Below are 22443 nucleotides of genomic sequence, written 5' to 3'. Positions count from 1 at the left end.
TGCTAATTGCCCTATATCAGTGCCGGTTGAATCCCGGTTGGTCAATGGATCTTTGGAAAGCCATGGCGTTCCGCGAGTAGATCCAGGATGCGACGAAGCGTTAGGACACCCTGAGAACACCTCTTAGAACACGCGTCCTTCGGTCAGATGCGTGGTGTCGCCGTTCAACTGATAGCCGCCGATCACTCGCGCCTTGTGCAACAACGGGTTGTGGCTGAAGATCGTGCGCAAGTTGCGCCAGTGACGGTCGAAATTGTGCACACGCGACGTCGCGGAAGCGCCGCCAGCCTCGAACAAGCGCTCGCCCGCATGCAACGCCAGCTTGCTCACCACCAACTGTGTCTTGGCCGTGGCCAACGCACCCTGCAATACCAGTTCTTCAGCGTTGTGCGCCTGAGCGCGAATGGCATTAGCCGACCGATCCAGTACGCGCGCATTCTGCTCGACCAGCGCATCAATCGCGTGACTGTGAGCCGCAAGATCGCCTACCACTTGCTGGATGAAATGATCCTCTCGCGCAGATGCCGCCGGGCTGTGCAGCACCGGCCGCCCATGCTTGAGCACATAGTTTTCAGCATCCGCAAGAATATTGCGGACGATGCCCGCAGCCACCGCGACGAGGTGCAGTTGCCGCAATGCGCCACCATGCCGCCCTGCCAGGGTCGAATTGCCTCGTGGCACCACTTCGTTCGCATGGACTTGTACGTTGTCGAGGACCAGACTGCCACTGGCGGTCATCCGCTGGCCCATGCCATCCCAGTCATCCAGTATCTGGATGCCCTCTCGCGTAACCGGAATGATGGCAAGCACGTTGTTGTTGTTTTCGTCCTGGACGTTGATACGCGCATAGTCGGAAAACGCCGTTCCGGTCGAGTAGTATTTCTTGCCCGTGACACGATAATCGTCGCCATCGCGCCGTAATATCGTGCCTATTTCACCGGGCCGCGATGTGCCCCGCTCGGTCGACGCACCGCCGAATATTGCACCGTCCAGCAAGCGCTGGATCTGAGTGTCGTTGAACGCTGAACGCGGCGACAACAGGAGCGACTCCGTCAGGTCGAAATGGATACGCAGCGCATGGGCAATGTTCGATTCCTCCGCGGCGAGGGTCGCGATAACCTGAAACAGGTCTGGCAGAGAGCCGCCCAGCCCACCCCATTCAACCGGCAATCGTAGCAAGCCAAGGCCGGACTTGCGAAACAGCGCAAAACCATCGAACGGCAATTCACGTCGCGCCTCGCGCGCCGCGGCGTCGTGGCCTAGCTCCTTAGCCAACGCTGGCAGCGCGGCAAGCGCCGCATTTAGCTGTGACGTCGCGGTAATTTCAGATGGTGCATTCATGCTTACTATTTCCTCTTGTTAGCGTAAAGCGCCGGACTGCTCGAGCGAGGCGTACGTTGCGGCCGAAAGCCTGCCTTGATAGATGAGCGTCTCATCCATGTCCGTGAGAAGGAATCTGACATCCCCGAACTCAGCGTTACTTGCTGCCGACAAAGCCCGCATTGATTCCTCGTATCCGACTAAAAGCGCAAGGCCATTGCGCCAAAAAAGCAATGTGGCCTCTCTGTAAGTGCTGCCCGCGCCTCACTTGTCGTCCCGGGCTGTCAATTCACGAACGAGCGGTATCACCTCTTGCGCAAAGCGCTTCATATCTGCTTCAAACGGCTGGAACTGCAACATGAACAACTCGATTCCGGCCCGGTGAAATTCGACAATACGCCGCGCTACCGTTTCGTAGCTGCCAACCAGCCCCGCTGCGGTTCCGCCATTCGATCCAACGCGCGCTGACTTGGCGAACGTCTGGTGCATGATCACCTTTGGATCGCTGTTTTCCTTCTGCGCTGCACGCAACGGAGCATCCTTTGCAGCAAGCGTGAACAGGTAATCGAGATGCTCTTGCGCCTGTCCGTCCGTTGGCCGCGCAATCACGAAAGCAGAAAGCCCGAAGCGCAATGGCAGACCGGTGCGGGCGCGCCCTCCCACGTCCTCGATCAGTCGACGCACATCGGCCAACGGTTGGCCGTTGATGAACCAGAAATCGCCGTGGTCCGCCACCAGCGCCCTCGCCGGCTCCGACTCGCCGCCGACATAGATGCGCGGTCTCTCTCGAAAGCGGTCGGCCGGGCGCAAGACATAGTCTTCAACATCGAAGAACCGCCCCTTGAAACTGGTCCGCTTGCCAAGCATCAAGTCATTCACAACCGTGATCCATTCACGGCCGTACGCGTATCGTTCGTCATGCTCGGCAAAACCGATACCGGCCTTGGCCAGCTCAGGACGGTTCCACGCATTGACCAGATTGATCGCGAATCGCCCACCGCTGATGTCTTCAATCTGCAGGGCCATCTTGGCCAGCGTGACGGGATGATAGAGATAGGGCTTGATCGCCGTGATGATCTCGATGCGCGTGGTTAAAGCAGCCAACGCTGCCGAGGCAGTCCAGGCCTCTAGTTGATCAAGCGTTTCGTCATGAGGATTGATCGTATGCTGCGCGACCAGTGTCGAATCGAAACCGAGTCGCTCGGCTTCCAGGACGAGTTCGCGGTTGCGTGACCATGACGCGTCGTAGGGTTCGTCGGGATCCTGCAGCGCGGCACGGCTACCGTGCACCAGTGCCCAAATACCGAAGCGGGGAGTTGACGAAGGCATCAGTCGACCTAACGTGGATTGAGAAGACAAGAATAAGAACCTGCAAGCATGCGTCGCCCACGTTGCGCCGGTCAATGCCGCTCTTCCAGTTTGTTTGCATATCGATAGAAGGAAAACCGGAATGCGAATCCGTTTTCTATCCGGTCATTCCTGCTGGACGTTTACGTGCCACCGCTTTTTCAACCCTTATATCCGCATTGGAAATTGCGTTGCCGCGCTAACGCGATAAGGTTCAGCCGATTTCTTGTTAGATCAAATCGTTCGCCATTCTTATACTGGCCCGGGTGAGTGCTTGATTCGTGCTTGATTCGTGCTTGAGTTGAATCGAGGCACTCAGCCCCTTCACCGTGCCGTTTCCTTAGCGGCTCTCTTGGCACTTGTGCGACAAACCAGTGAACGACTACCCATCATGACAACGCCAAACCCTCGCAATGCAGATCACCCTATCGATCCGCAATTCGTCAATCGCTGGTCGCCCCGGGCCTTCAGCCCGGAACCTATCGATAAAGCCACGCTGCTGACCTTTTTCGAGGCCGCCCGATGGGCGCCTTCCTCGTATAACTCACAGCCATGGCGTTTCATCTACGCAACGCGCGACAGCGAGCACTGGACGCAATTTCTGGGCTTCCTGAACGACTTCAACCGCAGTTGGGCGAGTGAGGCGGCGGCGTTGGTCATCGTTCTTTCGAAGAGTACATTTGCCCCGCCGGGCACGACGGACGAAGTGCCGTCGATCAGTCATTCGTTCGACAGCGGCGCCGCGTGGGGCTATCTTGCGCTGCAGGCAAGTCTGGCTGGATGGCATACGCATGGGCTCGCCGGAATCGAGCGGGAGAAGATCCGGACAGAGCTGAAAATCCCGGATACCTACTCGATTGAAGCGGGAATCGCGATAGGCCGCCTCGGCGACAAGGCTTCTCTGCCGGAGGGGCTACAGGCGAGGGAAACGCCCAGTCCACGCAAACCGCTTAGCGAAATCGCCACCGAAGGCAGATTCGAAGGCTGATCGCAGTCCAACCTAAACCCAAGGAAACTTTTCCCATGTCCCATCACGTCTACAAGCAAATTGAACTGACGGGCTCGTCAACGCAATCGAGTGACGACGCGGTGTCGGTTGCGCTGGCAAGAGCCAACAAAACCTTACACAACATTGACTGGTTTCAAGTCATTGAAACACGTGGTCATGTTGAAGGTGGCAAAGTTGCGCACTGGCAAGTGACGCTAAAGGTCGGCATTCGCCTCGACGACTAGGTGCGGCGGTCCCGTCGCGCATGCTGAAGGGATCTTGCTCAAGAGGACGATACTTTCTATAGCCGAAATACTTGGTTTGAGTGTGTGCGCGAAGGCGTTAAATTGCGCGCTCAACCACCAAGTCAAGGAATATAAAGTGCCCTTTTTGCTGCGCCTCTCCCGACGTGTCGCCCTGTTCTCACTCGCCTGTCTCATCTTCACAGGCGGGTTGAATGCAAACGCGGAAGAGCAAGTTCTGAAGATCGGTGTGACGACGGGACCCCACGAGGAGATTTTCGAAGCCGTCAAAAAGGTGGCGGAACGCGACTACGGTTTGCATATCCGGATTGTGGCCTTCAGCGACTACATCCAGCCGGACGCCGCACTCGATGCGGGCGATATTGACGCCAATAGCTATCAACATCGACCTTTTCTCGCCTCCCAGATTCGTGCACGCGGCTATAAGCTGGCAGGCGTCGGGCGTACGTGGATCGGCCCTATTGGCATCTACTCGAAAAAGTACAAGCAATTCTCAGCGCTTCCGGATGGTGCCAGCATCGGCATCCCGAACGATCCGGCAAATGAGAGCCGGACGCTGCTGCTATTGCAGAAAGCGGGAGCGCTAAAACTGCGCTCCGGCATCGACCCCGTCACGGGTATCAACGCGACACCTCGCGACATCATCAGCAACCCGAAGCAATTTAAGTTCTCCGAGATCGATGCAGCGCAACTACCGCGCACGCTCGACGACTTCGATGCGACCACGATCAACGCCGACTATGCAATCAAGGCCGGTTTGAATCCTGGTCGGGACACCATCCTGGTAGAGGACGCGGATGGGCCGTACGCCTGCCTGATCGCCGTTCGGGAACAAGATGCCAATAAGCCGTGGGTGCAGCAGATCGTCAAGGCATATCAGTCCGACGAGGTGCGCAACTTCATTCTGACGCGCTACAAAGGAGCGATCATCCCCGCGTTTTAATTCCCGGCAGATCAGGCTGCGGTTGCAGTACATGCACACATACGCATGTGTGCATGCGAGGGCCGCAAGGTTCATCTCGCCGCTCAGTGCCTGGCCAGTCGTTTCACCACGGCAATCATCCGGTCGACCTCTTCCGGCGTGTTATAGAACGCGAGCGAAGGCCGCACGGTCGCCTCCAGGCCGCAACGTCGCAAGATAGGTTGTGCGCAATGGTGGCCGGCCCGCACGGCGATGCCCTCTTCGCTGAGCGCACGCCCACTTCTTCGGGCGCGTAGCCGTTCATGACGAAGGACAGCACGCTCGCTTTGTCCGAAAGCTACTTTACTGCGACGCAGCATCTGATTTTACCGGTGGACCTGATGTCGGCAAGCACAGACAACGGAGACGTTGTTGATCGTCGCTACAGTCAAACCCAGTTGACTCAGGTAAATATAACGTTTCATACTAGAAAAGAAGCTCACGGCGAAAAGCAATGACCCGTCGGGGATGTCGATACGGCTCGCCAATCTCTTTCGCGAGCCGTATCGACCAACGGACCATTGGTGCCCCGCCTATCTGTGCTGGGGCGCACTTGATCGTCCGTCAATTTACTCTTGCCTGCCTGACAGCGGGCAGAAAAACGGGGGCATTGTGAGTGAGCTAACAGGCAAAGGCGCGGTTGTGACCGGCGGTGGGCGTGGTATCGGGCTGGCATGTGCACGGTTGATCGCCGAGCGCGGTGGATCCGTAGCATTGCTGGGCGAGGACCCTGAAGTGCTGGAACAGGCGGTAACAACGTTGCGCGCCGAAGGACTCAATGTCACCGCTATCGTGGCCGATGTTGGCATGGAGGACGACGTTGCCATCGCGATGGAACAAGCCGCAGCATTTCTGGGTTCAATCGATATCCTGATTAATAATGCGGCAATTCAACCCTATGGCACCGTTGCGTCGATGAAATCGGCTGAGTGGGACAACGTCATCCGAGTCAACTTGCGCGGAACGTATCTGGCGTGTCATTACGCTTTGCCATACATGCTCAAGGAACAACGCGGCTCGATCATCAACATCGCCTCAGTACAAGCGCTTGCCAACCAGACACGTGTGGCGGCATACGCTACCTCGAAGGCTGGCATGCTTGCTCTGACGCGCTCGCTTGCCGTGGATTTCGGCCCTTCAGGCATACGTGCAAACGCCGTCTGTCCGGGCTGCATCGATGCGCCAATGACACGCTTTGCGGCCGCTCAAACCGCTCCGGGGAGAGAAGAAGAAATCCTTCGGGAATGGGGTAAAGCGCAACCGCTCGGCCGAATCGGGCGTCCGGAAGAAGTCGCTGAGGTCGTCGCCTTTCTTGCCAGCGATCGTGCAAGTTTCTGCACAGGTGCGGAGTTCAAGGTAGACGGGGGGCTGATGGCAAGCCTCGGCGTGACGTTGCCGGAGTGACAGACACCGTGGCTGACCATTTTTCAGACTGGCAGCCCGCGTGTTGGTCGAACACAAAACGCGCGCGCAGCTGCAATCTGTCGTATGGACCAGACTCTTTAGCTTTACCAATGATCTGCAGTTCCACACGGCCTCGGAAGATCGAGGTCGTGTGGCAACCGCTTGATGACAGCACAGACACGTTCAAGCTCGTCCGCAAGCTGGCATGAAACCATGCGTCATGGAATCTCGGTGAATACGCTGTCGCGCTGCTGTTCGAACATATCGACGAGATAGCGCTCAAGCGGCTTCTCCGATGCAGTCTTGGGGATCTCGGGCACAACCTGCAGGAAGGAGATGACCGAGCTCGCTTCAAGCTGCGCACGGCAGCGGCGGAACACCTGCTGCGGATCAAAGTCTGACACCCGTTTCGGCACCACGGCTGCGACCACATCCTTCTCACCAGGCGCACCGGATGACGCCTTGACGCCATAGACGTATACATCGTCGACTGTGCCTGACTCGGCAATCACCTTCTCGATCGGAGCGGGATTGATAAATTCACCGTTATGTCGAATCCCCCCTCCCTTCCGGTATTCGAAAAAGAGCCAGCCGTTCTCGTCTTCATACACGACGTCACCCATATGCAACCAGCCGTCCTGGCCTTTCTTCGCAGACGCTTCCGGATTGCCAAAATATTCGATCTTGAACGGCGATCCGTCCATTGGCCTGAAGAGCAATTCACCGGGCGCCCCAGATGCACAGTCGCGGCCGTCGTCGACTATGCGATGCTTGAGCGTGGGCACCGGCTTGCCAATACTGCCGACCGGCCCGGCCCCAACAGGCTTGACCGTGAGCCCGCCCTCCGCCGCGCCGTAGAACTCGACGATCCGCACGTTGAAGCGTTGCTCGAAGTCGGTCCAGATCGCCGCCGGCATCCCCGCCGATATCACGAAGCGCACCGGGTTGTCAGGGTCGTCCTGCCTGGCCGGTTCGCTGTAGATCGCGGTCGTCATTCCGCCGAGCAACGTGAAGGTGGTGCACTGATACTTGCGCGTGATACCCCATAGCCGGGACTTCGTGAAGCGGCGTGACAGCACGGCCCGCATTCCGGTTGCGAGCGATGCACCAAGCGTAATGACCTGGGCGTTGGCGTGGGTCAGCGACAGCCCTGAATAGTGGCGATCGTCGACTGCGTAGCCAAATATTGCCGGGACCGCTGCCGACGCTGCGCAATAGCGCAGATGCGTCATGACGATACCCTTCGGATCGCCGGTCGTGCCGGACGTGAAGATCAGTTGCATCGGACTCTCGGGGTCGCGAGTCAGAATGGGCAACTCGGGGACTTGCTCGGGCCATGACGCGCGGTAAGACAGCACGTCGGAAAAGTCGGAGAGCGGCCTCGCGCCCTCGTCCGTTTCAAGCCCGATCACCCAGGACAGATGCTTGAGCGAACCCCGCACGGCGCAGAGATGGCCGAGCGTATAGTCGGCAGCGATGACCCCTTTGCACTGAGCGTGATCAAGCATGTAGGCGAGTTTGTCGCCCTTGGTGCGCGGATCGATCGGCACGAATACGGTGCCAGAGATCGATGCTGCCACCATGGCTTCGATGAACGCGGCATGATTAGCCATCAGCAACGCGAAGTGCTCTCCGGGACGCAGGCCCCGAGCGATCAGGACTTGAGCGAGGCGCTGGCCGTTTTCCCAGAGTTGCCGGTAAGTGCGCACCTCGTCGGGCCTCACACCGGCCCCTTCGACCGTGAGTACGTCCCGATCCGGCATGGTCTCAACGCGATTGGCGATCAGCGCCGCCAGGATGGTGTCTGGTCTGGTGCTCATGGCACGGTGTCTCCTGATTGTGTGCAATATGGTCTTAACGCTAACGTCCCAGAATCGTGATGCTGGCCACGGCTTCTTCCACGCCGCACAGACCGCCGCCGTTCTCGGCAAGCGCAATACGTGCGCCCTGGACCTGTCGAGGTCCTGCTTCACCGCGTAGCTGGGTAACGAGTTCGTAGAGCTGTCCCAGCCCAGTCGCCCCGATTGGATGTCCTTTCGATTCCAGGCCGCCGGAGGGATTGATCGGAATCCGCCCGCCGATCGAGGTGTCGCCCCGCTCGGCGGCCACGCCCCCCAAGCCCGGTTCGCACAGTCCAAGTACTTCAGACTGGATGATTTCGCCGATCGCGGTCGCATCGTGTACCTCAGCGACCGAAACATCCTGCGGCGCCACGCCAGCCTGTTCATAGGCCTTGATGGAGCCAAGCCGTACCAAGTGCTGGTCGAGCGCTGCGGCAGGCCGGTCGCTGCCTGTCTGAAGCACGGAAGCCAACACGCGAATTGCACGTGAACGGCGACCTTTGAGCAGTTCGAGGCCAGCCTCGCTGCACACGATCGCTGCAGCCGCGCCGTCGCTGATCGGCGAGCACATCGGTAGTGTCAGCGGATAAGTGATTGGAGGCGCGCTGAGTACTTCTTCCACGGAGTAGGCCTGCCGATACTGGGCAAGCGGGTTGTGCACCGAGTGCCCGTGATTCTTGGAAGACACTGCGGCAATCTGCCTTTGAGTGGTGCCGAACTCGCGCATGTGCATGCGTCCCATCGACGCGTAGATATCCATGAACACGCTATAAGGCTTCTTCGACACGCTTCCTTCGGGCGGTTCGATACCCTTGCCCATCTCGAGCAACGTGCGCTTGCCGTTCTCGGTATCGTGCACGTCCCACGCACCGTCGAACGCGCTGAACGTACGCGCCTTGTCCGTCGAAAACATCTTTTCAGCGCCCACCGCGAGCACGATGTCCGCAGCGCCCGCCTTCACGTAGTTCACCGCCAGATGGAACGCCGTACTGGCGCTCGCGCATGCGTTCTCGACGTTGATCACGGGCAACCCGTGCACGCCCATCGCCCGCAACGCAAGCTCGCCGCGAATCATATGCTGGCCGTCCATATGTCCCTGCGTCGAGTTGCCGAAGAACGCGCCCTGCAGTTGCGCCTTGTCGCAACCGGCATCGGCGAGGGCGCCCTCCACTGCTTTGCACGTCATCTGCTTCACGCTAGTGTCCAGATGTTTGCCAAAGGGCGTCATCCCGATGCCCGCGACGTACACTTCCTTGCTCATGGTCACTTCTCCCTCGCTCATTGGCTGCGCGACGATGCACGCGGCGCTGTCCGATCCACACCTTTTTAAACGCTCTTCACTTCGTAGTTCAGGTAGCCTTCTTCGGCCTGAGCTGCAAGGAGATTGCGCGCGCCAAACGCCTGCGCCGGCGAAACAAAGCCGACCGCATGCAACTGCCCTCGCAGAATGCGACGTACGGCTTCCGCCCCGAGCACGCCAGTTTGCGCATAGGGTGAATTGCCGCGCAGAATCACACTGACAGAATTCGTGTTGCCGCGCCCCTGACATGACAGCGTGCAACGGTTGACATCGGCGTTCTCGCGGGCAGGCTCGTTCTGCGGCACGGCCTTGCCCCATTCGTTGGTGATCTCTTCCTGCCTGGCTGGATCAAGGTGCCGGCACTCCTCTTCGAATTTCCTCAGCAAGCCGACGACCGCGTTGAAACGCTCCTGGTTTCTGAACGACACCAGCGTCTGGCAACTACGCACACGCGGATCGCTCTCGTACCAGATCGGTTCACCACCGCCGCCCCAAGGCAACGCGTTCAGCAGCACGTGTTCACCCGGCACATGGACCTGATACGGCGTCGCCCAGGGCCATTGCACCAACTCTTTGTTGCGGAGGAAGAACTGCGGCTTCGTGCACATCCGCAGAAACGACATCGTCGACGCGACGCTGACTTCCGAATCTCCGAGGTAGATCACGTCGAGCGTGTCGATGCCCGGGGTTTCCAGCGCGATCTCGGCCGCCAGATTGCCTTCGGTCCACATGTACGAGTTGGCGGGGCACAGTGCCAGATCTTTCCTGGCAAACGCTTCTCCGTACGTGTGCTTCAACGAGGACATCCAGTCGGTTTCGCCCGTGGTGTCGAAATAGTGGCAACCCGCGGCGAGGCTGGCCTCGACCACGGGACGGCCAAGCTGCATGAAGGGCCCGACGATGTTGATGACCGCCTTCTTGCCTTTGAAAAGTTCTGTGAGCGCGTTCGTTTCGTGTTCAACCGCGACGCACTGGTAGTCATGTCCGGCAAGCTCCGGCACCCTGGACATTTCCTCTTGCAGCCGCTCTTTGTTGCGTCCCGCAGCGATGAACGGAATCCCGCGTTCGGCAAGCTTCCACGCCGTGAGCTTGCCTGTGTAACCACTCGCTCCATAGAGCACCACTTCGTATGTCGTTGCCATTCGTCGTCTCCTTGAAGTTGCTTGTCGAATTGCCTGGGCCACCGGGCGCGCGATTCAAAGCAGATCGGGGTCGATCAGGTAGTAGCCGCCCTTGATCGCGAGGACTTCGTTGCAGCCGTCCTCGATCAGGGACGCCCGCGCGTCACGCCAGATCTTTTCGATCGGATACTCGCGCGTGAGTCCGTTGCCGCAAAAGATTTGCAGTGCATCGTTGGCCACTTCGAATGCGGTTTGCGTCGCGGTGATCTTTGACGACATCGCTGCATGCAGCGACGGATGCGGCGACGTGAAGTTGTAGTGCACAACACGGCGCGCCAGGGCACGAGCCGCTTCGACCTTCCTGAACATATGGAAGAGCCGCGACGCCACCGACTGATGGCGGATGATCGCCAACCCACCCTGCTTCCGTTCATGCGCGTAGGCCAGAGCAAGTTCGAAGGCAGCGCGCGCCGCGCCGGTAAACACGGCGCCCATGATCGCGTTGGCAAACGTGTGAATTGCATAGACAGCGTCAAGGTATTGATCCGGGCCGGCGAGGATGTGATCCCTGGAAAGCTTGACGTTTTCAAAGAAGATTTCCCCCTGGTTGAGGGCGCGTTGTCCGACCTTGTCGAGAGGCTTGCCACGCGATACGCCTTCGGCGTCCATCGGCACGATGATCACGGCTCCGCGCTTCGTCTCAACACCGGCGCCACTGTCCGCCGCGCAGTAGAGGATGCAGACATCCGCCACGATGCCGTTCGACACCCATGCCGACTTCTGCCCATTGACGATCACGTCGTCACCGCGCAGCGTGACAACGCAGTTGGGCCGGCCGTAGGCTCCCTGCGGGTGCAGGATCATGCCGTTCGCGTCCAGCGAATCGGAGCCGTGATCGGGCTCCGTGATGGCCCAGCAGCCAAGCTTCGAATCTGGCGCAAGCGCCCGGCAAAACGGGTTGCCCAACACCGCGCTCATCAGTGCCGGAAGCAACCCGGCACCGTACGAAATGGCGAGTCCGGAGTCACCCCAGCCGAGCTCCTCGAACAGGATGCACATGGTTGTGGCCCGTTCGGCCGGCTCGAGCTCAAGAAGCCCGTCGACGCCGAACCCCATCTCGACATATTTCTTGCGAGCGTCCCAGTATGGCGAGCCCGGCGCAATGACCTCCTCCGGCGTCATGCGATCAAGTTTGACGCCGATGGGACGCATGACCTCCTCCGCAAAACGATGGACAGTCTGCTGGACCATCTGGCCCATCTCGGACAACTCGGGCTCGGCGCCTAACGGGCCTAGCTTGTGCGTTGTAGCGTGATTCGATGTCGCTGGCATGTCTCCTCCTTGGAAGTTGTTGGGCGGATCCTTTTCTGGATGACTCACCGATTTCCGGCGTGCTCGACTAACCATCGCGCAACTGTCGATCGGCGGGCTGCAGGAGAATCCCTTGCACTTGGATGTCCTCTATGGAAGTCATGGTGTGCGCGCGGAGCGCTGCGCAACATCCCCCGTACAGGGGAGCGCGATGCATGGGATTGCGTGGGATTGCGTGGACAAGGAAGCGATTCAGGGACAACCCGAATACGGGGAGCGGTTCATGGGTCTGACCGCGGAACCAATGCCTTCCGGGAAGCTGCCCTGCTGGATGGGTTGATCGATCGTCCGCGCGAGTTCGACCTGGTGGCAAGACTTCGCTCGCGATTGCCTGGTTCAACCCGTTGAGTGCAAGCGGCAAAAACGCGCTTTCTCACACAACGACCCGAACTCATTCGATGTGCGGCACTGCATAGTCGCGAAGAGGGTATGTAGTAAAACGATTATTTACGACAAACCTGAACAGATACCCATTTAGACATCTAAGGACCACGCAAGATCAGCACCAAGTGATAAGGAGAATTTCCGTTCGAATGACTATATATAGTCCTAAGTATCAGTGCAGTCTTCTGCGACAACGGCACCCGATGAGGGCAACCACTTCCTTTTCGTTCAAGTCCTCCCTTCGGTCAGATCGGGGTGGTAGCCCTGCAAATCTTTTTTTCGCGTGATTTTTCGACTAATCTGAAATGCAACGCTCAACCAACACACAACCCGCCGACTGCATGATCTTGTTGGCACGCTGGGAGATTGCCATGACACAGGTTTCCGTTGAAGACGCACGGTCTTTCTTGCTCAGTACCGATCTGTCCGATATAAAGCGGCCCACTTCAGGAGCCGGCTTGCTTGATGACACCACGCCTTCGTTCGATCAAAACCAGAATCAGGCCGTCGTTGTCGGTTCGGGTGTGCTCACGCTTGCACGAGGCGTTTCGGCCGATCGGCGCGCTGCCATCATGAACGCGCTCCTGCTTGCGCAACTCGTTCTCAAGCAAAAGCAAGTCGATCCAAAGAACGTCACCGAGTGGTACCGCGCGTACTGCGCGGTGCTCGCGAATCTTGGATGGACCATCGAAACAAAGACGGACACGCAGACTGTCCAGGGCAGCACCGAATTCGAAGCGCATCAGGCGATACTTCAGGTGGCGTCGCTACTTCTCGGACCCGGAACAACGGCGCTTGCGCTTGTCGCCACTACCTTGAACGCGATGGCGAGCGTTGATGCGAGCACCCCCTGGATCAAGATTTTCAGTCGTGAGACGAACCGGGCGAATGCATCGAATTTCCAGATGGCGCTTGTGGAACAAACGCCGGACGGACAATCCGGCGTGTCGCTCATGGCGTTCTCGCTGGAGGCGACGACCACGTTGGATCAGGTGCTGTTCTTCAAGGCTCATGTAAGCGCCGTGGAGTTCGTCTGCACCAGTTCGACGGCCACGATCAACGGCGATGTGCTCGACACCATCGCCGATGATCTAAGGAAGAAGGTGCTCAAGTACAGCACCGACTATGTCAGCCAGCTCGACCTGTGATGAACACGCCCGCCATATTATATTGCGGGATCCACCGTGGTATCCGCGTTGCAATGCACCGCGTAGAGCAGGCCGAGCGGATTGCCCTGTTTCAGCAGAAACTCGCGGCGGAGATCCAGGAACGCGGTGCCAAGGGGTTCGCCCTTGAGAAACACGTCAAAGAATCGCTGCGCCCACACCATGGCGAAGTAGGCCGGCGTCTTGCATTCGGTACCAATGACACCACGCGCTCCCTTGCTCATGAAGTACGGTGCGAATCCATCGTAGAACATGGGCGACATCTCGGCCGATTCGCAAGCATTGATGAACACCAGCGGACTGCCACCCAGTTGCACGCTGGCGGGCGCGGTCAACGTCAGTTCGTCCAGTGTGACCGTGCTGTTTGTCAGCGCAAGGCTTGACCCGCCCGGGCCGCCTGGATCGGTCAGGCCGTTGGACCCTGCGTGACCGTAGAAGTAGAGGATCTGATCGGTATTGTTGACATCGTTAAGCGCTGCCACCAGTTCTTCCGAAGTCTTCCTCCCGATCACTTTTATCCGCTCGGTCGAGCGCCAGTAGTCGCGTTGCTGTTTGACGAAGTCGCACTCCATCTGAATATCGATGTCGTCGTTCAGGTTGACGCTGACCGCGAGAACCGGATCGGTGCGAATGCGGCGGTCCGTCACTCTCATTGGATTCTGCAACGGAATCTGTTCGATCACGTGACGCATGCCGAGGAAGTTATCCCAGTCGAGCTTGGTGGGGTCGGACACATCGCCCACATAGAGCAAGCCCCAGGGAACCGGCAGGCTCTCTGCAATTATCTGCAGATTGAGACGGGACGTGCGCTCGCCGGCGAGACGCCGCAGAACGTCACCTATGGCTTTTGAATCGAGGCCGGCGCCCGGAGCATAAAACAGCTTTTGCAGCAGCAACGCGCCCGCGAACGACATGGTCTTCAGCGCAAGCGCGGTTGCCTCCTTCGGTATCTCAACGTCGGACTGGAACACATAGTTGCCGGCCGCATCGCGCTGCATCACGACCTGCATCAACTGGCTGCGCGCCACCTTGATGGCGTCGTCGAGATACGCGGGCGTGATCGGCAAGTGCGCGCTGGCCGCCACCGCGCCCCATACGGTGCAATCGTAGCCGCCGTCACTCGGTTTTATCAGCAGTCCCAGGTCTCTCGACTCCAGCAGCCCCGCGCTGCCGAACGCCCGCCCGCGTGAGGGAATCTCGTCCGGCTGCGCTGGCCGCGGCTGACCTATGTCGAAGCTCAGGTCCATCTGCTGGATAAAATTACCATCCTTGAGAATCGTCGCCTTGATCGTGCACGGGCCGTCTTTTAGCGGCGACACGTCAAAGCGCGCCTTGGTATGCGCCTTGCCCACGCGCGGCAGACGCATCTGGCTGGTTCGGCCTGAAATATCGAAGTCCTGAGTATCGATCTGAACCGTCAGCACGACCTCATCGACACCCGAAGCAAACACGCCCTCTTCGGCGAAGGCCGTCGCTTGAGCTGCGACCTTCCGGACCGTATCGATGTCAAATGCCAACGTGTACCACTCGCCCTTGACGAGCGGATCGGTCGGCTTCAGCCCCTCGAAGTCCGCGTTGATCCAGCGCTGGGGAGCCGGGGAGCCTGCCGCGGCCGCGGGCGATCCTGCGCTGAGTGAATCAACGTCGGCCGCTCCCGCAGCCAGCGACAGATCAAGCGCGCCGCCGTGCGTTGCCATCGCGTCGACAGCGGTTTCGATTCCCAGAATCTGGACACCGCGATGCGATGTGTCCGGGCCCATATTCGTTACCTTCACCGCCGTCTCGGCTTCACGCCGTGGAGCTCCAATATCCAGCAGCCCGGGCTTGCGCTTTGGAGCCGGAGGCGGGGCCGCAGCGGGTCCCGTTGCTACCGGCTGCGGGGCACCGTCCGGGGGATTGGCGCCGGCGGTACGTAGCACCGCGGGCGCAACTGCCGGCGATGCCGCCATGCCTTTCATCGTCAGGATCGCACCCCAGAACGCGTGTGCCACTTCCGGATGCGCGATGTCGCTGTGCGCGCCGGCGGGACCGTCGCCGTTCTTGATGACGTCACTGGCATCGAGGTTGTAGATACCGCCATTCTCGAACGTGTAGATAAAGCCGCTGGTCTGCATGACCAGGTCTTGCGCGCCCGCGCTGCCACGTATGCCAAATGTGCCTATGCCGCCGTACTCGGGATACGTCTCGCCCAGCAAGGTCTGCCCTTTGAGGCGCGCGCCGAGTGGATAAAAGCGGCCGACGGCTGAATCGTGGGAGGAGCGCGTGGTGACGAGCGGCCCGCGAACGCCGCCATCGCTCAGGATGCGCTGGAAATAGCCCAGCTTTCCTGGCGCGTAGGGAATGTCCGTGGCGTACGACCACAACGACAAGGCGCCCTGCACGAGAAACAGCGAATCGACCGGGCGCGGCAGCGGCGACGCATTGGCGCCGTCGGGACCGGCGACCATCGCGGACGCGACGATGCAGCCGAAGCTATGACCCATCAGATGAAACGCCGCATCGGGCGCCGCAACCTGCAGGTTACCGAGCAACGCGTGTGCGCCGCTTTCGCCGAACACGCGCGCGCGGTCCTTCATCTTCCAGAACGACAACTGGCGCAACGGCGCAAGGATCGCGTCCTTGATCGTTCCGGCAATGCCACCGCCGCCCAGTACCCGTTGCCCCGCTCCGTCTGCGTTGCTTGGGTTGGCCTGTTGTTGCGCTTGTTGTTGTGCCTGTTCGACGATCGACGGCGCGTCGAAAGCCTCCTGATCCGAACCCGGACGACCGCGCAAGCTCCCGACCCGCAGTTGCGACTCGTGGAAGAGCACCGCATAAGCGTCGACGATATCAGGCGTCAACTCGGCCGAGCGCGCCTGGTTCGCAAAGGCGAAGATCTCCGCTATGGCTTTCTTCGCTTTGTCCGTATTCGCGACTTGTGAGGCGACCGCTGCGATGTCGGCACTGGTGTCGCTATTATTGCTGCCCGTCGACAGCACCGTCGCCCCGGCGGCCGAAGCGCTCTCGACACCCCACGGCAGGCTGGGCCAGTGCAGGCCGATGACCAGCGGAGCGAAGCCTTGCTTGCGCGCGTTCATTTTCTCGATGTCTGCTTTGACGGACAGCATCGCCGCCGTCCACCGGTCGAACTGCTCCGCCGCGCTCGTGGCGTCACCCATCCAGCCGTGAACCATCACGAAGATATCGGTGACCGGCGCGTTCCCCTCCTTCAGCCGCTTGCGCACGGCGTCGCTGAGCATGGTCTTGTCGTCTTCCGGCCGCTCGGCGCCGTTTTCATCGAACATGATCAGGAAATAATCGAGCTGCGTACCTGTGATTTGACGGATCGGCATATCTGTCTCCCCAATTAGGCATGTGGTCATGCGTCGTTCATGTTGGCAATGCGCAGGCTCAACACCGGCGCAGCCCGTTTTGATGGCTTACGACAAACCTTGCTCGAACAACAAGGCTTCAAGTTCTCGCCGGCGTACAAGGCCGGCCGCGTTCGGGTCGCCTGCCCATAGCCTCTTCATGGAACGAAGCTGCGCAGGAATATCCTTGAAATTTTTCTGCGAAACGTCCACCTTGATTGCACGCATCTCGGTGTAGCGATCGCCATCGGCGCTGAAGGAAGGACCGCGGTTATAGACGAGCGAAACGAGCGCGCCCATGCAATCCGGCGACAACGCGTCGGAGCCGGGCAGCGCATTGGCGGTCTCGGTCGTAGTACGCGGCACGGATGTCTGCTGGAACACCGAGCTTGCCGCTGAGAACGGCACGGTTACCCCCGTCACTTGCTGCAATGCCTGATGTGCGGTTTCGCCCGTCAGGCCGCACACGCGCGACAGCGTCCCTACCGCCGGCGCTCCCAAGCTTGCTGTCCAGTCGCGGCCAATCTGCGCCGCTTGCACGTAACCAAGGTCATACCCTATGCCGATGGTCACGCCCGATTTTCCCTTCGGCCACGTCGGCCGCTGATACAGCCGGTCGTAAAGGGCTTCGCTCGTGATTTCGAAAGCGATGATCAGCTGGATCGCACGGTCCGAGATCGGCTGTACTGGACCGAGCAGAGTCGGCGCCGGCCCCGTGGGATGATCGGCCTCGAACTGCTTGCGCTCGTCATCTATGTCGGAAACCCCAAGAAGTCCGGGTGTGTTAATTGTTTCTTGTAACAACTGGTCAAAATTGTCCATGGCAGATCCTTCAGGTTAATTGATCTGTTTAACTAAATATCTGGTGTGAGGCGTCAATCCGGACTGAATGGCGAGAAGATAAAATTAGTCTCTTACAACCGCAACGGCAGAAGCCCAGATCGGCACGCCGCGCTGAGAAACGGAAATCCTTCGGCATGCTTCGCAATATGCCTCAGGAATAGTCTTTTTATTACCTAGATATTCTGTATAAAAACGCCGGAAATATTCCACGCACGCACGGTCGTTCACGTCCCAGCGGAACCCGAGTGCAGCTTTTGCGCCGGCACGCATGGTTTCAATTGCCGTGCGAAGCGACGAGCCGCTACAAGAAGACAACACGAACACGAGGTTGCAGCCACCCTGCCTGATCCATTCGGCAATCTCGCGCACGGATACCGCAATGCCCTCGCCGCTTTTGCCAGGAAGAATGAGGAATGTCCCGCCACCGCCGTCCAGCGTCACCGAATGCCCGGCAAAATGAACGATATCGAAGTCCCCTGTCGTCACTTGATCCTCGAGCTCGCGTAGCAGTTTCTCGGCGCTGGTGCGGTTCGACCCGCCGCCCAGCACGGTTGGCGGGACCAGAACGTCACCTCCCTCGGCCGTCGCGAACTCCCTCACGGTTTTCAGTTCGGCCGCCGTGTTCTCGAGCCTGCCCACTGTCATCTTGATCCGGTCGCCGGTGACCTCGTGCGTCGCAAAAGCCGTCCCCTCGAAGCTCGCGTTGATGAAAAGCATGCGCATCTTTCTGTCGGGCGGCCGGGCATCCGCGCCTGACCCCCTACCCTCGTCCTGCTCGTCCTCAAAGCGCATCCGGCGCGCCATCGGAACGCGGGTACAGAGGTAATTGTCGATATCCTCCGGCGGTTTGGCGAGTTCGAACGGCACCCCGAAGAACTTCGCCATCTCGTTGCGCGGGACAAAAATCTCGAAGCGCAAATCCACATTCGAAGGCAGGTTGTGTGCCGCGGGCGCACGCCGGCGCATCTGCGTGAGAATGTGCGGCCCGATGGTGCCGGCAATGACCGAACTGAACACCGCGTCGCCGAGTTCGCGAACGATTTCCTGCCACCGTGGATCGCCGGGCTCGAACGCGTCGGTCTTTCGACCAAGCTCTTCCAGGAACTCCCGGCTGGCATAGGGATGGTTTCCGCTCTTGAACTCCTCGGGCCCGTCCATGATCGAATAGCGTGCGTCGTAGTGACCCACCTCTACCGTAATGCGCCGGCAGGCTGACGGCGCTCTGGTCGCCAACGACGACAAAGCTTTGGCGAACGCATCGTTAAGATCGCCGTTCCCGATCGACAGGCTCGCAATGTGCGTGCGCTGCAAGAGCCTTGATTCGAGGCCATCAACCCCTTGCGCCCCGAGCACGATCACCGGGACATCGGGCTTGTTGACGCCGAGCCAGTCGAGCAGCGCGATCCCGGCCATGCCGTTGCCCGGATTGCCGCCGCGCGTCTCCCTGCGAACCATGATGTCGAGGATGATGAGAGCGGGATCCTCACCCTTTTCCAGGGCAGCGAGTTTCGACTCGGCCGTCGCCGCCGACGCCCATCGGGTAACGTAGGATTCAACGAATCGCTTTGCCTCCGAATACTTGCCTGCGTGGTGAACCAGATTCTCGCGAGCGCCATCGATCAGCTCGGCGGTGCCGTTGTCGTCGGTGATCAGGGCGATCTCGGCTGCCTGTTCGGATATCGTGCTCATGGCTGGACGCTCCGGTCTGCAACGGGGAGGGTCACGCGAAAGGCGACCCACGGCGGAGAGGGATCGCCAGGTTCAGCGTTGCCAGCGCGTGCTTTCAGCGTGCCGCCATGCGCCTTGATCACGCGCCTCACGGCGCTTAAGCCCAGGCTGGCGTCGCCACGGGCGGCTTTGTATGCGCGCCATAGCGCATCCGGCCGTGCGTTCGCGACGGACGCCTCGTCGCCATCGGTTTCGATGCCAGCGTCGGGACAGTCGGCAATCGCCATGACCAGCGCTGCGCTCGCGCCATGCAACGACAGCTCAACGCACGCGCGCGCATTCCCATCGGCCGGAAGCACGCGCATGAGATGCGCCACGATCGAGCGCACCACGAACGTGAGCCGCTCGGGGTCGCCGTTCACGAATACCGGTGTCTGCGGCTTGACCCTGCTTACACGGTTGCGATCGCGTTTGGGCAGTCCGTCGATCACCGAGTCGATACAGAAGCGGAGATCGAGGCGCTGCATGTTCCCGGCCGGATTGCGCCGGACATTGAGGTTTTCCGCGAGCCGCTCGAACGTGATGTCCGCCTTGTTGATCTCGGCGATCAACCGCGTCGACAGATTCTCCAACTCGCCCGAAGGCGACACGCCGGATTCCGCTGGGGGGCGAGGCACCGTGGTCCAAAGCTGCGGCACCTGGCGCGCAAGCGACGACGCAAGCGCAAGCGGCGCACGCGTCTGCTGCGCGACATCGGTCACCGTCTCGCGCAAGAAGCGCAGGTCAACCGTCCACCTGTCGCTGCGCAAGTCGATCAGGAACCACAGCGCGGCGTCGAAACTTTCGTCGAGCGCCTTGCGAGTCGCCAGGACCGGCCGAATTTCACCATCGTCGCCGACCAGTTCAATCCGCCGCTTTTCGGTCCCGCCCTGACCCTTGAGCACATCCACCGCACGCGGGTCGTCAGGTGACGCGTACATGCTGAGGAACTCCCTAGGCGCGGCGCTTGCCGAACTGCCCGACCTGCCGAGCAGGCTCTCGGCCACCGCGTTGGTGCCAAGGATCGTGCCGTCCATGCCCACCGTCACAACGCCCTGCTCGGTTTCCCTGAGCACGAGCTTGTTGATTTCCGCGAGCGTGCGCTGCCTCAGTCCCTCCTCGATGGACTCCGTCATTTGTTCGATTGCTTCCCGGTCAGGACCGTGGAAAGCGTGCGCGACTTTTGACTCGATATTCAGGATCCAGCGAATGCGCCCGTTCAGGTGAACCGGAATAGTCATCGCGGATCGTGTGGGCCTCCCAAGCCCGATGTAATCGAACTGCTCGACCTCGGGATCGCCAATGTCATTGACAATCAGCGTGCGATGCTCGCACAGCGTAGACGCGAGCATGCCTTGATCGATCGGCTGCAGAAAAGCCGCGTCCAACGCAAAGCAGTCCTTGCAGGGATTGTGATGAAACAGTTCGAACTGTTTCATGTGCCTGTTGACGCGAAACAGCGCGACAAAATCCCACCTGAAACTGCTGGCTATCTGGTCGACAATATTGCGTGCCACTTCCGGCAGGGATGGGGCGCTTGCCAGCTCGCTGCGCAGGCGGGCTGCCAATGCCTCGCGACCCGATCGAATCTCATTTTCGATGCGAATCAGCACCGGCTCCAGATCCAGATCCCGCAGCAAATCGACGTGTGCCTGACCAAACCTGCCCACCTGTTTGGAAGAGAACGAAAGTGCGGACGTCGGAAAATTTTGCGCACCTGTTGCAACCAGCGTCACCGAGGAACGCATGTGTTTGCTGACGTACATCTGCGCCACTTCGCTGGTCGCAAGTTCTGGGTAGTCCTTGAGGAATTTATTAATATCCGGCACCGCGGTCTTACCGCTTCTCAGCCATGGCTCAATATTCTCTGGCAGTCTCAGCCATCGCTCGGACCACCTCAGGCGGTCGCGAGGGAAGATGGCAAAGGCGCGGAAGACGCTGACGTCGTCAGCATAGATGCCAAAGTTCGCGTGATCGAAATCGAAGACACGGCGCACGCACTCGAGAATCAATTCAAGGCGCTTTTCCCACGACGGTATGCCGGGATCGTGTGCAAGCGTCGATATTTCGTCGCGGACCCGTTCAAGCAAGGTGGACTGGATCACAACGAGCGAGCCGAGCGGGCGATGATCGGCTGTGAGGTCAGGCGTCAGCACCAGCCGCAACAACTCCCCTTTGCCATTCGCCCGATTGCACACCGACACGTTCACTGGCACCGGGGCCAGCGTCCTAAGGCACGCTTCGAGCTGTTGCGGGATGCTCGCGCCGTCACATCCCTCGAAGAGCGCCGCGAGCGGACGGCCTGTCACGTCGCCGGGCAGGAGTGACAAGAGATTAAAGGCTTCGGCATTGGCGAAGTGCACGATGCCATCCGGCGACACGCGCATGATCGCGTAAGGCGTTGAATCGAAGCGCTGGCTCTCCGCCCGCCGGAATGGCGCGCCGTCAGTCACGAGGATGAGCCGACCGGTGTCCGGAAGTTCCACCATGGACTGAAGCATCGCGGGCACGTTTTCGCCGCGTGCGTTGGCGTACATGCCCGGGGCAGCAGGATAGGGAGCGTCATGTCCAAGGAGAAGAGCGCCATCCACCTGGAAGACATCAACGATCGAATTTCCAGCAATCCCCGGGATCATTGTTTGGAGTGCTTCACTCGTTCGTACGACCCTGGCGTCGGGATCAATTACCGCGTAAGCGGCTCCCGACGCCATGAGCGAATCAACGAGGTCTGATTTCACAAGCTCACGGCTACGCCGCGCACGTGGCCGCGCTTCCAGATTGATTGACATACCCTCTCCGCCTGTCTTGTTTTTTTCGCGCGATGCCGGCCAGATGCTTTCAGTCGTGGCGCACCAGGCCAGACCTGCAGCAGTCGACGAACAAAGCTGGGCATACACGTTCGTTATGCATAACGTTTGAATGAACGCCTCTGCGACGACAGACACGGCGGTAACGGAACCGTGTGACGCAAACGTTTCACAGTTATCGTAGACAGTTCTCACGTTGGAATCGGACAAAGTTGAGTCTTGCGACGCCGCACGGCGCTTGCCGCCACCCTGGACTGGTTCAGCCGATGT

General features: G+C 59.8%; 15 protein-coding genes and 1 pseudogene. 5 read left to right on the top strand and 11 right to left on the bottom strand.

Features of this window, described 5'->3' with window-relative positions:
* Nucleotides 1-123: 123 nt before the first annotated feature.
* A complete protein-coding gene (locus tag JWR14_RS33475) occupies nt 124-1341 on the bottom strand; it encodes an acyl-CoA dehydrogenase family protein (RefSeq protein WP_299718017.1) in 1218 nt (405 codons plus the stop codon).
* A 243-nt stretch (nt 1342-1584) separates the two neighbouring features.
* Nucleotides 1585-2649: an LLM class flavin-dependent oxidoreductase gene (locus JWR14_RS33470; protein ID WP_299718015.1), complete on the bottom strand. Its 1065-nt coding sequence runs from the start codon at nt 2647-2649 to the stop codon at nt 1585-1587.
* A gap of 409 nt (nt 2650-3058) precedes the next feature.
* Here JWR14_RS33470 and JWR14_RS33465 point away from each other — a divergent pair, with 409 nt between their 5' ends.
* The 3 genes from JWR14_RS33465 (at nt 3059) to JWR14_RS33455 (ending at nt 4861) form a co-directional block, all read left to right on the top strand.
* Nucleotides 3059-3655 (top strand): nitroreductase family protein, encoded by a 597-nt coding sequence (locus tag JWR14_RS33465; RefSeq protein ID WP_299718013.1) that lies wholly within the window; start codon nt 3059-3061, stop codon nt 3653-3655.
* A gap of 35 nt (nt 3656-3690) precedes the next feature.
* On the top strand, nt 3691-3900 hold the full coding sequence (locus JWR14_RS33460) for a dodecin (protein ID WP_213763793.1): 210 nt from the start codon (nt 3691-3693) through the stop codon (nt 3898-3900).
* Between the two features lie 172 nt (nt 3901-4072).
* Nucleotides 4073-4861 carry a MetQ/NlpA family ABC transporter substrate-binding protein gene (locus JWR14_RS33455; RefSeq protein ID WP_299718039.1) on the top strand — a complete coding sequence of 263 codons (789 nt, stop codon included), beginning with the start codon at nt 4073-4075 and terminating at the stop codon, nt 4859-4861.
* Nucleotides 4862-4944: 83 nt separating this feature from the next.
* Here the strand turns inward: JWR14_RS33455 and JWR14_RS33450 are convergent.
* Nucleotides 4945-5171, bottom strand: a pseudogene (locus JWR14_RS33450) (aminotransferase class V-fold PLP-dependent enzyme); the annotation flags it as partial.
* A gap of 320 nt (nt 5172-5491) precedes the next feature.
* On the opposite strand from JWR14_RS33450, the gene JWR14_RS33445 reads away from it, so the two are divergent.
* The gene (locus JWR14_RS33445) at nt 5492-6283 is read left to right on the top strand and encodes a glucose 1-dehydrogenase (RefSeq protein WP_299718008.1); all 792 of its coding nucleotides are present in this window, start codon (nt 5492-5494) and stop codon (nt 6281-6283) included.
* A 218-nt stretch (nt 6284-6501) separates the two neighbouring features.
* Here JWR14_RS33445 and JWR14_RS33440 read toward each other — a convergent pair whose 3' ends face one another.
* The 4 genes from JWR14_RS33440 to JWR14_RS33425 all read right to left on the bottom strand — a co-directional run bounded on the left by JWR14_RS33440 (nt 6502) and on the right by JWR14_RS33425 (nt 11877).
* Nucleotides 6502-8103 (bottom strand): AMP-binding protein, encoded by a 1602-nt coding sequence (locus JWR14_RS33440; RefSeq protein WP_299718006.1) that lies wholly within the window; start codon nt 8101-8103, stop codon nt 6502-6504.
* A 40-nt stretch (nt 8104-8143) separates the two neighbouring features.
* Nucleotides 8144-9385 carry a thiolase family protein gene (locus JWR14_RS33435; RefSeq protein ID WP_299718004.1) on the bottom strand — a complete coding sequence of 414 codons (1242 nt, stop codon included), beginning with the start codon at nt 9383-9385 and terminating at the stop codon, nt 8144-8146.
* Between the two features lie 65 nt (nt 9386-9450).
* Nucleotides 9451-10566 carry a DUF5938 domain-containing protein gene (locus JWR14_RS33430; protein ID WP_299718002.1) on the bottom strand — a complete coding sequence of 372 codons (1116 nt, stop codon included), beginning with the start codon at nt 10564-10566 and terminating at the stop codon, nt 9451-9453.
* 54 nt (nt 10567-10620) lie between these two features.
* Nucleotides 10621-11877: an acyl-CoA dehydrogenase family protein gene (locus JWR14_RS33425; protein ID WP_299718000.1), complete on the bottom strand. Its 1257-nt coding sequence runs from the start codon at nt 11875-11877 to the stop codon at nt 10621-10623.
* A gap of 794 nt (nt 11878-12671) precedes the next feature.
* On the opposite strand from JWR14_RS33425, the gene JWR14_RS33420 reads away from it, so the two are divergent.
* Nucleotides 12672-13448 carry a hypothetical protein gene (locus JWR14_RS33420; protein WP_299717998.1) on the top strand — a complete coding sequence of 259 codons (777 nt, stop codon included), beginning with the start codon at nt 12672-12674 and terminating at the stop codon, nt 13446-13448.
* Nucleotides 13449-13465: 17 nt separating this feature from the next.
* Here the strand turns inward: JWR14_RS33420 and JWR14_RS33415 are convergent, their stop codons facing one another.
* The 4 genes from JWR14_RS33415 to JWR14_RS33400 form a co-directional block, all read right to left on the bottom strand.
* A complete protein-coding gene (locus JWR14_RS33415) occupies nt 13466-16798 on the bottom strand; it encodes a CHAT domain-containing protein (RefSeq protein ID WP_299717996.1) in 3333 nt (1110 codons plus the stop codon).
* An 87-nt stretch (nt 16799-16885) separates the two neighbouring features.
* On the bottom strand, nt 16886-17638 hold the full coding sequence (locus tag JWR14_RS33410; RefSeq protein ID WP_299717994.1) for a hypothetical protein: 753 nt from the start codon (nt 17636-17638) through the stop codon (nt 16886-16888).
* Nucleotides 17639-17722: 84 nt separating this feature from the next.
* Nucleotides 17723-19348 (bottom strand): CHAT domain-containing protein, encoded by a 1626-nt coding sequence (locus tag JWR14_RS33405; protein WP_299717992.1) that lies wholly within the window; start codon nt 19346-19348, stop codon nt 17723-17725.
* Nucleotides 19345-22155: a PAS domain-containing protein gene (locus JWR14_RS33400; protein WP_299717990.1), complete on the bottom strand. Its 2811-nt coding sequence runs from the start codon at nt 22153-22155 to the stop codon at nt 19345-19347. Before JWR14_RS33400 ends, JWR14_RS33405 begins: the two co-directional genes overlap by 4 nt.
* Nucleotides 22156-22443: the final 288 nt, after the last annotated feature.

Source organism: Caballeronia sp., assembly GCF_028292365.1.
In the GTDB taxonomy this organism is placed as follows: domain Bacteria; phylum Pseudomonadota; class Gammaproteobacteria; order Burkholderiales; family Burkholderiaceae; genus Caballeronia.
This window is presented reverse-complemented; position numbering and strand designations above follow the sequence as displayed.

Bases quoted from the DNA above. Each gene is read 5' to 3' on its own strand.
- JWR14_RS33475 (WP_299718017.1), bottom strand. From the start codon at position 1,341: ATGAATGCACCATCTGAAATTACCGCGACGTCACAGCTAAATGCGGCG.
- JWR14_RS33470 (WP_299718015.1), bottom strand. From the start codon at position 2,649: ATGCCTTCGTCAACTCCCCGCTTCGGTATTTGGGCACTGGTGCACGGT.
- JWR14_RS33465 (WP_299718013.1), top strand. From the start codon at position 3,059: ATGACAACGCCAAACCCTCGCAATGCAGATCACCCTATCGATCCGCAA.
- JWR14_RS33460 (WP_213763793.1), top strand. From the start codon at position 3,691: ATGTCCCATCACGTCTACAAGCAAATTGAACTGACGGGCTCGTCAACG.
- JWR14_RS33440 (WP_299718006.1), bottom strand. From the start codon at position 8,103: ATGAGCACCAGACCAGACACCATCCTGGCGGCGCTGATCGCCAATCGC.
- JWR14_RS33435 (WP_299718004.1), bottom strand. From the start codon at position 9,385: ATGAGCAAGGAAGTGTACGTCGCGGGCATCGGGATGACGCCCTTTGGC.
- JWR14_RS33430 (WP_299718002.1), bottom strand. From the start codon at position 10,566: ATGGCAACGACATACGAAGTGGTGCTCTATGGAGCGAGTGGTTACACA.
- JWR14_RS33425 (WP_299718000.1), bottom strand. From the start codon at position 11,877: ATGCCAGCGACATCGAATCACGCTACAACGCACAAGCTAGGCCCGTTA.
- JWR14_RS33420 (WP_299717998.1), top strand. From the start codon at position 12,672: ATGACACAGGTTTCCGTTGAAGACGCACGGTCTTTCTTGCTCAGTACC.
- JWR14_RS33415 (WP_299717996.1), bottom strand. From the start codon at position 16,798: ATGCCGATCCGTCAAATCACAGGTACGCAGCTCGATTATTTCCTGATC.
- JWR14_RS33410 (WP_299717994.1), bottom strand. From the start codon at position 17,638: ATGGACAATTTTGACCAGTTGTTACAAGAAACAATTAACACACCCGGA.
- JWR14_RS33405 (WP_299717992.1), bottom strand. From the start codon at position 19,348: ATGAGCACGATATCCGAACAGGCAGCCGAGATCGCCCTGATCACCGAC.
- JWR14_RS33400 (WP_299717990.1), bottom strand. From the start codon at position 22,155: ATGTCAATCAATCTGGAAGCGCGGCCACGTGCGCGGCGTAGCCGTGAG.